12 protein-coding genes are annotated in these 11,392 nt (G+C 54.3%); all 12 read right to left on the reverse strand.

Translation table 11 applies throughout. The features are described from left to right. Positions 1-28: 28 nt before the first annotated feature. Complete coding sequence (locus EC843_RS22665) at positions 29-1,216, reverse strand: iron-containing alcohol dehydrogenase (RefSeq protein ID WP_064547464.1); 1,188 nt, start codon at positions 1,214-1,216, stop codon at positions 29-31. After that, positions 1,206-2,045 carry an ethanolamine utilization protein EutJ gene (eutJ, locus tag EC843_RS22670; RefSeq protein ID WP_121815517.1) on the reverse strand — a complete coding sequence of 280 codons (840 nt, stop codon included), beginning with the start codon at positions 2,043-2,045 and terminating at the stop codon, positions 1,206-1,208. The genes EC843_RS22665 and eutJ overlap by 11 nt, the downstream gene beginning before the upstream one ends. A gap of 10 nt (positions 2,046-2,055) precedes the next feature. After that, positions 2,056-3,465, reverse strand: coding sequence for an aldehyde dehydrogenase family protein (locus EC843_RS22675; protein ID WP_133523094.1), 1,410 nt, complete (start codon positions 3,463-3,465; stop codon positions 2,056-2,058). A 15-nt stretch (positions 3,466-3,480) separates the two neighbouring features. Continuing rightward, on the reverse strand, positions 3,481-3,768 hold the full coding sequence (gene eutN, locus EC843_RS22680) for an ethanolamine utilization microcompartment protein EutN (RefSeq protein WP_064547470.1): 288 nt from the start codon (positions 3,766-3,768) through the stop codon (positions 3,481-3,483). A gap of 105 nt (positions 3,769-3,873) precedes the next feature. After that, entirely contained in the window at positions 3,874-4,167 is a 294-nt protein-coding gene (eutM, locus tag EC843_RS22685) for an ethanolamine utilization microcompartment protein EutM (RefSeq protein WP_034455942.1), read from the reverse strand. Positions 4,168-4,268: 101 nt separating this feature from the next. Then, entirely contained in the window at positions 4,269-5,279 is a 1,011-nt protein-coding gene (gene pta / locus EC843_RS22690) for a phosphate acetyltransferase (RefSeq protein ID WP_133523095.1), read from the reverse strand. Next, complete coding sequence (gene eutT, locus EC843_RS22695) at positions 5,269-6,078, reverse strand: ethanolamine utilization cob(I)yrinic acid a,c-diamide adenosyltransferase EutT (protein WP_133523096.1); 810 nt, start codon at positions 6,076-6,078, stop codon at positions 5,269-5,271. Before eutT ends, pta begins: the two co-directional genes overlap by 11 nt. A 12-nt stretch (positions 6,079-6,090) precedes the next feature. Continuing rightward, positions 6,091-6,780, reverse strand: coding sequence for an ethanolamine utilization acetate kinase EutQ (gene eutQ / locus EC843_RS22700; RefSeq protein WP_133523097.1), 690 nt, complete (start codon positions 6,778-6,780; stop codon positions 6,091-6,093). Next, positions 6,777-7,238 (reverse strand): EutP/PduV family microcompartment system protein, encoded by a 462-nt coding sequence (eutP, locus tag EC843_RS22705; protein WP_064547479.1) that lies wholly within the window; start codon positions 7,236-7,238, stop codon positions 6,777-6,779. Before eutP ends, eutQ begins: the two co-directional genes overlap by 4 nt. A 4-nt stretch (positions 7,239-7,242) precedes the next feature. Continuing rightward, positions 7,243-7,578 (reverse strand): ethanolamine utilization microcompartment protein EutS, encoded by a 336-nt coding sequence (gene eutS / locus EC843_RS22710; protein WP_064547481.1) that lies wholly within the window; start codon positions 7,576-7,578, stop codon positions 7,243-7,245. Between the two features lie 183 nt (positions 7,579-7,761). Then, the gene (gene menI / locus EC843_RS22715) at positions 7,762-8,172 is read right to left on the reverse strand and encodes a 1,4-dihydroxy-2-naphthoyl-CoA hydrolase (RefSeq protein ID WP_064547483.1); all 411 of its coding nucleotides are present in this window, start codon (positions 8,170-8,172) and stop codon (positions 7,762-7,764) included. Beyond that, positions 8,169-11,225, reverse strand: a complete 3,057-nt coding sequence (locus tag EC843_RS22720) for an FAD-binding and (Fe-S)-binding domain-containing protein (protein WP_133523098.1) — start codon at positions 11,223-11,225, stop codon at positions 8,169-8,171. The genes menI and EC843_RS22720 overlap by 4 nt, the downstream gene beginning before the upstream one ends. Positions 11,226-11,392: the final 167 nt, after the last annotated feature.

Here is an 11,392-nt window from a genome sequence, read left to right on the forward strand (position 1 = left end):
CCTGCTGGCAGGCGGGTGTCATGTCCGTTCAGGCGTCCTGATACAGCTCAATAATCTGGGCTTCCGTCACAGTGCGTGGATTGGTGGTAATACAGATGTCGCTCAATGCCGCACGAGCGAAGTTGGCAAAGTCAGTTTCGCAGCCTCCTGCTGCACGTAATCCGCATCCAAGTCCTAGTTCGTTAATGAGGTGTTCAACGCAGGCGATAGTCTCGCTGGCCGCGCAAGATTTCCCTGTCAGCGCGTGGCCAATTTCTCCGTAGGTGCTTTTGCATACCAGTTGGTTAAATTTCATCACGGCGGGCAACATGATGGCGTTAGCTTTGCCATGGGGGATGCCATACGCCGCGCCAATCTGATGCGCACTGGCGTGGCATAAACCTAGTCCCGCGTTGGAAAACGCCATGCCCGCCATGTAAGAGGCCAGCATCATCGCTTCACGTGCGGCTAAATCATGCCCTTGCCCAACCGCCAGCGGTAAAGCCTGGCCGATGCTACTAATGGCGCGATAAGCAAGTCCTCGAGTGAGCGGTGTGCCATTGCTTGCCACGTAGGCTTCAATCGCGTGCGTTAATGCGTCGATTCCGGTGGCGGCGGTGATATGAGCCGGGACACCTAACGTCAGGCAGGCATCAATAATCGCCAGGTCGGGTATCAGCATGGCGTGAACCAGCACCTGTTTACGGTGCGTTTGTGCCGCAATAATCACCGCGACATTAGTGGCTTCCGAACCGGTACCTGAAGTCGTCGGGATAGCAATAAACGGCAAGCGGCGATTCAGACGCGTTCCTGCCACAAGATTGTCGAGGGCTAAGTCAGGATTGGTGGCAATCACCGCGACCACTTTGGCGGCATCCAGAACGGAGCCGCCACCGAGGGCGATAATGCCATCGCACTGGCAACGGGCGATTTGCTCAACGGCGGCACCAATGTCGCGGTCGACAGGTTCACCCGGCGGGCAAGGCCAGACTTCGTAATCAATGCCGCTGTGCCTGAGATTGCGCTCCAGCACTTCGGTCATTCCGGCACCATGCAACATGCCATCGACCATCAACAAAGGGCGGTTAATGCCACGCTCGCGTAATGCTTCGCCACAACGAGCCACCGCACCCGGCCCCATAAACGTGGCGGGGGGAACAGAAAACTCGCGCACGTTGCGGGCATTCATCATGTCCAGCGCCTGATACAGCGCGGACTGCATTTCTTCACTGCGCATGAGCACCCTCCACTTCTGTCATGCCACAAACCGCGATGGCGAGTGGGGTCATGAATATTGAATGTGGCGGTAGCCGCACCGTGACACCAGGGAAAGACTGTTGGAACAACCCTTCCACACCGGGCTGCATACAGGAACCGCCCGCCAGCCAGAGGTGTTCAATGTCGTAACCTTCAATGTGGCGCGCCACGATATCGGCCATTTTTTCGTATACCGGGCGAACCACCGGCCAGAGAGTCGCATCGCTGCCGCGCTTCATCTGTTCCGCTTCTTCCAGCGCGATGCGCCGATTACCGGCCAGCGTCAGGGAAATGTGGTGCCCACCGGTCGCTTCGTCGCCGGAGTAAATCACTTGCCCTTGCGCCACCACCGCAATGCCCGTGGTGCCACCGCCAATATCCACCACGGCGGCTTTGTCGAGTTGCAGCATATCGGCGACGGCTGTCGGTTCATCCAGCACACGGCTGACTTCCAGCCCGGCGGATTCCAGCACATTGACGGAAATGCGCGGATCGGTGCCTGGTGGAAATGAGGTCGCAGCATGGGTAAAACGAAATCCCAACTGTTGTTCCAGCGTGTCGAGGTGACGGCGCACGATTTGCACCGCACCAAAGAAATCCCACACGATGCCGTCACGCACCACATCGGCCCAGTCCAGGCAGACCGCAACTGGCTGGCAGTCACTATCCACAACCAGTGACACCACATCGCAAGTGCCCAGATCGATACCCAGCCACAGCGGTTGTTGCGCAGCATCGGGTTGCCCGTTGCACAGCAAAGCAGCATGACTTAAACGGTCGTTGAGCCAGGTCTGTTCGGTACGTGACATGACAAGCTCCTTATACGATGCGGAAAGCATCGACCAGTACACAGCGACGCAGGCGCACAAAGGTTCTGGCCGACGTCACGCCTTCGCCGGTTGGCGTGGTGATGGTCATCGAGGTCCAGCCTTCACCGCCCAGCCCCAGCCCGGCAATGCAAGGGCCATTTTTAACGAAAATACTGGTGTCGATGGCATTGGCCATCGCGTTCATATTTTCGATATTGCGTGAGTGCATCGCGGCGGTGTGGTGGCAACCGCCTTCCAGTTTCACCGCCAAAGCAATGGCTTCGCTGACGTTTGCCACGCGAATCATCGGCAGCACTGGCATCATCATTTCGGTGACGGCAAACGGATGGCGCGCCGTGGTTTCGACCAGCAGCAAGCATGTTTCAGGTGCCACGTTAAGGCCGATGGCCGCGGCAATTTTCGCCGCATCACGCCCGACCCAATCGCGGCTGACTTGCCCTTTTCCGTGCTCATCGACATTTTTAAGCAACACTGGCTGAAGTTGTTCTGCCTGCGCATTGCTGAGTAACACGGCGTGATGGCGCTGCATTTCTTCGAGCAGCGCATCTGCCACGCTTGCCACCACAATCAGCACTTTTTCATCTGCGCAGATGATGTTGTTATCAAACGATGCGCCCTGCACGATGGATTTTGCCGCACGAGAAATGTCGGCAGTTTCGTCCACCACCACTGGCGGGTTGCCAGCACCGGCAGCAATCAGGCGTTTATTGGTGTGTTTGCGCGCAGCTTCTACCACCGCTTCGCCGCCCGTAACCACCAGCAAACCGATGCCAGGGAATTTGAATAAGCGTTGCGCGGTTTCAATATCAGGATTAACCACGGTCACCAGTAAATTCGCCGGGCCACCTGCCGCGACAATCGCTTCGTTAAGCCAGGTGATGGTTTGCTGTGAGACTTTTTTGGCCGCCGGATGTGGAGCAAACACCACGCTATTGCCGGCTGAAATCATGCTGATCGCATTATTAATGATGGTGGCGGCAGGGTTGGTTGACGGAGTCACCGAGGCGACAACCCCCCACGGCGCATTTTCGATAAGCGTCAGGCCGTTATCACCCGTCAGCACTTGCGGAGTCAGGCATTCAACACCAGGTGTGCCACGCGCCTGAGCAATATTCTTGGCGCATTTATCGGCGACACGCCCCATTCCGGTTTCCGCTACCGCCATTTCCGCAAGCGGTTGTGCATGTTGTTCACCCGCAAGGCGGATGGCCGCAACGGCTTTTTGACGCATCGCTACGCTGGTCAAAGATTTTTGGGCGACATTAGCCGCCTGAACCGCGTCGTCAAGTGAGACAAAAACACCCGCACCGCAGGGTTTCGCAGTGGATTCTGCTGTGGTGTTCACCGCCATGCCTGCGAGTACCGCCTTTACCACCTGTTCAATTTGCTGCCTGTCCATGTCGTTCAACCCTCACTATTTATGGAAGATGATTTCTCTATCCATGACCACTTCATCGACAATGCCTATCACGCACATGTCGACGGGAGAGGCTTCACTGTGGTGTGCCCGGCGGGCGGAGCTGCCGCCCACCAATAACACCCAATCACCGTTTCCGGCACCAATGCTGTCAGTGGCTATTGCACATTCGCCGCTCGGTTCACCCTGGCGATTAATCATCTCCACCATCAGTAATTTGTCGTGTGCCAGCTCGCTATGGCGGACTGTGCAAACGATTTGACCTACGACCATAGCTAGCTTCATGCTCGCCTCCGGACAACATTCAGGTACAACTATCCCGTGCCGCCCTGAGGCTGCCAGATAATTAGATTAAAGAAGGGTGACGTCCGGGGATGACGTCACCGACGATCAGTCGATCGTTTTGTCGCTACCCAGGCCAATTGGGAAAACTTCTTCCAAATCACCATGTGGGCGTGGAATGACGTGAACGGAGACCAGTTCACCAATACGCTGAGCGGCGGCAGCCCCGGCATCTGTCGCGGCTTTACAGGCCGCCACATCACCACGAACCATGGCTGTTACCAGCCCACCGCCGATTTGTTTTACACCTACCAGTTTGACGCGAGCCGCTTTGACCATTGCGTCCGATGCTTCAATCACAGCAACCAAACCTCTGGTTTCGATCAGTCCTAGTGCTTCCATGATTTATTTCCTCTCACTCGGTTAAAAGTCTTGTTTTGTTTCGTTTCACTGCTCGCCTTCATGTTCGCCCTCACCCTAACCCTCTCCCCCAGGAGAGGGGATCAGGCCGTTTCCTCCCTCTCCCTGAGGGAGAGGGTTGGGGTGAGGGTGGTTTGAGCGACCAACACCAATTCAACAATTTCCCGCGAACTGCAACCACGAGAAAGATCGTGAAGGGGTGCATTTAGCCCTTGAATCAATGGACCTAGCGCGCGGAACCCTCCTAAGCGTTGGGCAATCTTGTAGCCGATGTTGCCCGCCTCAAGCGACGGGAAAACCAATACGTTGGCCTGCCCTGCCAGCTCACTTTCTGGCGCTTTTTGTGCCGCGACCTGGGGAACAAATGCCGCGTCAAATTGCAGTTCACCGTCCACACACAAATCCGGAGCTCGTTCACGCACCATGTCCGTCGCCTGCTGTACCGTCGCGACACACGGGTGTCTGGCGCTACCATTGGTCGAAAACGACAACATAGCGACTCGAGCAGTTTGCCCGGTAATGGCTTCCCAGCTTTGCGCACTGCTGATAGCAATATCAGCAAGCTGTGCCGCCGTGGGTTGTGGCACCACGCTGCAATCTGCAAAACCCAGCATCCGCTCACCTTCCGGCGGCAACATCAGAAACAGCGATGACAGCGTTTTCACACCCGCCTGCAGGCCGATGACTTTCAGCCCCGCCCGCAAAACCGCGGCAGTCGATGAAATATTCCCGGCGATACACAGATCCGCTTTACCGGCCTGAACCATCGCCGCCGCAAACCACAGCGGGTCACGTAAGCGCACGGCTGCGTCATCTGGCGTTTTGTCGCCGAGACGCTGCGTAAGCTGCTGTTGAAACTGCGTCAGCCAGGCCTGTGACATCGCCGGGTCAATAATCTGTAGCCCGTCAAGCGGTAACCCCGCGGTCAGAGCGAAATGGCGCAAGGCAAACGGATTCGCCAGTAAAATAGGTTGCGCCAGGCCGTAATGCTGTAAGTAGTGCGCCGCTTCGATAACCCGGGCATCTTGTGCATCCGGGAAAACCACGCGCTTAGGCTGGTTTTGTGCCTGGCGACGACAACGTTCAAGCAGCATGAGTGCCTCCGGCTAAACGTCGTTGCAGTGTTTTCGCATCCGGCCACTCTTTTTTCAGACACAAGATCATCAACACATAAACCGCGCTGGAGAGGCGATTAAGCGCCTGCAATAAATCGGCTTTTTGCACGTGGTAATCCACGCCGATAAACACCTGCGCTGCACAGATTTCGCTTTCACGAATACTTGTGCGTAACAGATTAAGCAGTGCCACATCGCGCCCATGAGCCGCGTCGGGAACCAGATGATCGTGCCCAAGGTATTTCAGTGGTTGGTGCGATAAACGGTGTAAATCATCCGCCGATAAGCCGACGATTTGCTGCTCGGGTAGCGCTATTTCCAGTGCATCGGCACGCATGATATTGCCCAGCAAAGAACGGATATCCGCAAGCCACAGTGCGGCAGATTTATCGAACTCTGTTTGCAGCCATACCGCTGTAGCAATCGAGCTGTCCAGGCTGGCACGAAACGCCAGACGAGGATCATTTTTCGCCACCATCACTTGCGCATTCAGGTGGGTTAACGTGTCAGGCTTTTCCTGCACGTGTTGCTTGCACAACTCACAATGTGCAACCTGTGCGGCGGGTTCACTCGTCAAACCATGTACCGGCTGCAATTGTTCTTGCTCTTCAACAAACAGGCGACCCTCGTCATCCTGGAATTTCACCAGCAGATGGCGAGCGTCAATCAGTTCGCGGGCCGAGGGCGTCATGCGGCTGTCAACCGGCAGACGGATTTCGCTGCCTTCGCTGAGCGTGTGGTTTGCCCGTAGCCAATCTTCGGTGATGAAGGTGCTCATATGCGCCCCGCCTTAGCATTCCTGCCAGTTGGCAGGCCAGGCAACATACAGAAAACGAACGTGGCTGGGGGTGCCAAATTCAATACTGGAGCCTTTCGGGATAAACATCACATCCCCGGCCTTGCCAATCAGCGTTTCCCCTTCGTGGCGAATATGTAACTCCCCTTCCAGCACCATATCGATTTCGTCGTAATTCAGCGTCCACGGGAAAAAGCCGTTTTCCCACTGCATGAACCCTGCCGCCATGCTGCTGCCATCGGCACCGGTGACCAGGTCGGTTAACCCGACACACGGTTCCTGCGCGCCATCAAAGCGGCCAAATTTCACCGAACTGCCGTCAATGACTTTGATGCCGCCTTTGCCGGTGATGGAGTGAAAACCTGGCTGCATACCGATGCCAGAACGGGTTTTCTGCTCTTGTTCAACTTTCGCAATCAGCTGCGCCACCAGGCTTTCGGTGAACTGGCCTTCCGGTAGCTGAGCAATGATTTCTTCACGAATACGCTGGCGTTCTGAGCGCTGTGGTGGGCTATCCGCTGCTGGTGCCGGAGCAACCGCGTCTTCCACTAACGCAATCTCTAATTGCTCAGCAACCACACGCGCTTCAGGGGTGACGATGGATTCTTTGAGGACATAAGCAATCGTCTTCAGGCCTTGGTGATGAGCGTCACGAATATCATTCGCCGTAATGAGCTTTTTCATTGAACAGGTTCCTCCTGGCCACATGCTTCAGTCAGATAATTCTCAAGTTGCCTGACGCTTGAAGCATCAAGGCTGTTCAGCGCAAATATCGGTGGCGCAAAACCTGAATTAATTAACAGCTCCTCGGTTTGCGCAATATTTGCATCGGGTAGATCAATTTGGCTTATTACCGCAACACGTTTTAGATGTGGATAAATATCCAATAATCCCGCAGGAATACGGCACTGGGAATCATTTGCGGCGTGGACATATATCAGTAATTCGGCATCAGTCAGGGTATTAATTAACGCCGCGTACAAACGGGGGTGGCTAAAAAATTCCCCTGGCGTATCAATATTTCCGGTATCGCTAAACTCAACGGCCTGGGTTTTCCTCGCCTGCGAATAATTCCCCTGCAACGCATTAAACAACGTTGTTTTCCCTGCCCCCACAGCGCCGACAAACACGATGCGTTTCATAGGGCTAACTCCGTGTCAGCGTACAGACGGTATAGCTGAGGATGTTACTGAGGCCGGCAATGGTTTGTTGTAGCGCTTCTTCTACCGAACCTACTGATCCATAAACAACCAGCGCACCGCTGAATCTGTCGAGAAAACCAATTTGTACACTTGCAGCTTTCGTCGCAAGGTCGCCTGCGATCATCGCGGTTTCCCCTGGAGTAAGGGTCATGATGCCAATGGCTTCAGCGCCAGGAACGCCTATTTTCTTTGCCAGTTCTTCACCGGGGTGGGCAATTAGATGCGCCAGTGTGACCTGTTTTCCAGGAACAAATTCCTGAATAATGCGTTCCTTTTCCATTGCGCCTCCTGAAGAATTTTCTTCATGCTGACAATAATCTGGAAAAGGGAATAACAAATTTCGGCAACTAATGAGGAAAGGTGAAGTTGATCACCTAATAAATAAGGAAACACCGATATTGATTTCAAAATGTAAATAAAAAACGGCGAGATAATATCTCGCCGTCATTATTATTGGTATTAATCAGACCACAGCAGTTGTTAATCTGGCAGTGCAACAAAGCCGTTCTTGCTCATCGCTGATTTCAATTTGCCAAACCTGATGGCGACGCCCAACATGAACCGCTTTGCAGACACCGCGCACAATGCCAACACGTGCTGAGCGCAAATGGTTAGCGTTAACTTCTAACCCAACAATATTTTGCTCCCCTTCGGTGCATAAATATCCTGCCACCGAGCCGAGCGTTTCTGCGAGCACCACCGAAGCGCCACCATGTAACAAACCAAACGGTTGGCGGGTGCGATGGTCAACTGGCATGATGGCCTCCAGTTCGTTCTCGCCAATGCGGGTAAAAACGATGCCCACATGCTGCACCATATTGTCAGCGCCCATTTTATTGAGCGCTTCAAGATTCACTTCACGTCGCCAGATCATCCCAGAATCTCCAGTAATGCTTGTAGCGGATGGCGAACACCATTGCCTTCCACACGTTTGACCTGGCTGCGGCACGAATAGCCGGTCGCCAGGCAGCGTTGACGCGGCAGGCGCTGCATTGCCTGATGCCACGAAAGTTCGTAAATCCCCAGTGAGTTGGCATGGTTTTTCACTTCATGCCCGTAGGTTCCCGCCATGCCACAACAACCGACGCTGACATTTTCAAGTTTCGCCCCCAGACGCGCAAAAATAGCCGCCCACTGGTTTGGCGAAGTCGGCAGTGCCGTCACTTCGGTACAGTGGCCGAACAAATACCACGACTCGCCGCTCACCGCCGTGGTTTCGCGGTTATCAAGCACCGCTGGCAGCCATTCGTGAACCAGTTGCACCTGGAAATCACCACGTTCATCACCCAGCGTTTGTTTATATTCGTCGCGATAGCAAAGCACCAGCGCCGGGTCGACGCCAACCATCGGCATTCCCAACTTCGCAATGCGGTTCAGGAACTCCGAAGTCTTACGCGCGGTGCGGGCAAATTTTTGCAGGAAGCCTTTAATATGCTGCGCTTTACCATTTGGAGAGAATGGCAGCACCACCGGGTTGTAGCCTAATTTAGTCACCAGACGCACAAAATCCGCCACCACTTGCGCATCGTAATAACTGGTGAACGGATCCTGAACCACCAGCACCGTTTTGGCTCGCTGTTGTGCGCTGTAGCTTTCGAGCTGTTCAAGCGTGGTGTTCGCAGACGCATGCCCGACCAATTCCTGCTGCAGCGTTGGCGTGGAGAGCATCGGTAAATCAATCATGCCAATGTGTTTGGCCGACAGATTGCGCACCCACGGTTGGCTCATAAAGAAGTTGAAGGTTTTAGGCGCTCGCGCCATCAGTGGTGCGTAGCTTTCGACGGTCGCCACCAGATGGTCGCGCATTGGGCGCAAGTAACGGGTGTGATAAAGCTGCAAGAAACGCGAACGGAATTCCGGCACGTCGATTTTAATTGGACACTGCGTAGAACACGCTTTACACGCCAGGCAACCGGACATCGCCTCTTTCACTTCATGAGAAAAATCGTACTCGCCTTTGCGGGCATGCCAGGAGTTACGCGAGCGCTCGATTAGCGTGCGCAGGCTGGCACGTTTTTCCGGCATCTGTTTTTCTAACGCATCCGGGTCGACGCCACGATCGGCTAACAAACGCAGCCATTCGCGCGTCAACGTTGCGCGCCCTTTTGGCGAATGAATGCGATTGCTGGTGATTTTCATCGACGGGCACATTGGGCTATTCACATCAAAGTTAAAGCACAAACCGTTGCCATTACACTCCATCGCGCCACGCCATGAGGAGCGCACCGCAATCGGGATTTGCCGATCGAAAGTCCCGCGTTTTACCGCATCGACCTGCATCATCGGGTCATCGACACCTAACGGCGGGCAGATTTTACCTGGATTCAGGCGGTTATCCGGGTCAAAAACCGCTTTGATGCGGCGTAATTCTTCATACAACGTTTCGCCAAAGAACGCCGGGCTGTATTCAGCGCGGAAACCTTTACCGTGTTCACCCCACAACAAACCGCCGTATTTGGCGGTGAGTGCCACGACATCGTCGGAAATGCGCTTCATCAGCACTTCCTGATGCGGATCGGTCATATCCAGGGCCGGACGCACATGCAAAACGCCAGCATCAACGTGGCCGAACATACCGTAACTCAGGTGGTGGCTATCAAGTAATGCGCGGAATTCAGTGATGTAATCGGCCAAATGCTGCGGTGGTACGCAAGTATCTTCCGCAAAGGGAATCGGCTTGGCCTGCCCTTTGGCATTCCCCAGCAGGCCGACGGCTTTTTTACGCATGTTATAGATGCGTTCAATACCAGCCAGTTCAGTACAAACCTGCCAGCCGATAACGCCCCCCTCACCTTCGGCAATTAAGCTGTCAAGACGCTCACACAGCGCAGCAACCTGGCCTTCGATTAATTCCAGATCGTCGCCAGCAAATTCCACGATATTCAGGCCGAGCATCTCTTTGCCCGGTACATCGGTGATCAATTCATTCACTGAATGCCAGACGATATCTTCCCGCGCCAGATTGAGGACTTTTGAATCGATGGTTTCGACGGAAAGCGCGCGTGCTTCCACCATAAACGGTGCATTGCGCAGCGCGGAATCGAATGAATCATATTTGATGTTCACCAGACGACGCACTTTTGGCAGCGGCGTAATGTCCAGCTTCGCCTCGGTGATAAACGCCAGCGTACCTTCGGAGCCGCAAAGAATGCGCGTCAGGTCGAACTGCGAAAGATCGTCGTTAAAAACGTGGCGTAGATCGTAGCCCGTCAGGAAACGGTTGAGTTTCGGGAATTTGTCGATAATCAGCTGGCGTTGTTCACGGCAACGCTCAAGCACCGTGCGATAAATCTTGCCGGTCGGGCTGTCGTCACGGCCAAGGTCTTGCGCAAGTGCGGTCGACATCGGGTGGGTATCAAGAATATCGCCACTGAGCAAAACAGCGCGCACTCCCATCACGTGATCGGACGTTTTCCCGTAGACCAGCGAGCCTTGCCCCGAGGCGTCGGTATTGATCATCCCGCCAAGTGTGGCGCGGTTGCTGGTAGACAGTTCCGGAGCGAAGAAGTAACCGTAAGGTTTGAGATATTGGTTTAGCTGGTCTTTTATCACGCCCGCTTCGACACGCACCCAACCTTGTTCAGGGTTGATTTCAATGATGCGATTCATGTAGCGCGACATGTCGACGACGATGCCTTTATTGAGGGACTGGCCGTTGGTGCCAGTGCCGCCGCCTCGCGGTGTAAAGACCAGGGATTTGAAGCGTTCTTCTGAGGCAAGCCGGGTCAATAATGCAACGTCAGCCGTAGAACGGGGGAATAAAACCGCATCCGGTAGCAACTGATAAATACTGTTATCGGTTGCCATCGTGAGCCGGTCAGCGTAGCTGGTTGCGGTATCGCCGGTAAAGCCTTGTTGTTCCAGTGCCTGCAAAAAATTGAGCACCAATTGAACAACGCCTGGTGCCTGAGAAATTTGTGGGATCATTGCTGGGTCGACCCATATGAGTTGTAAGTTATCGTTTGCGTATATTAATTCTAATATTCATCCTAATACCCTAATTAATTCGAGTTGCAGGCGAAGTGATGAACGCGGTTAACGCATCCACAGCTTGAAGAATCAGGGGTCCCCATTTTTTAACACATTTTTTTAGG

Source organism: Buttiauxella sp. JUb87, from assembly GCF_004361975.1.
GTDB lineage: Bacteria > Pseudomonadota > Gammaproteobacteria > Enterobacterales > Enterobacteriaceae > Buttiauxella > Buttiauxella ferragutiae.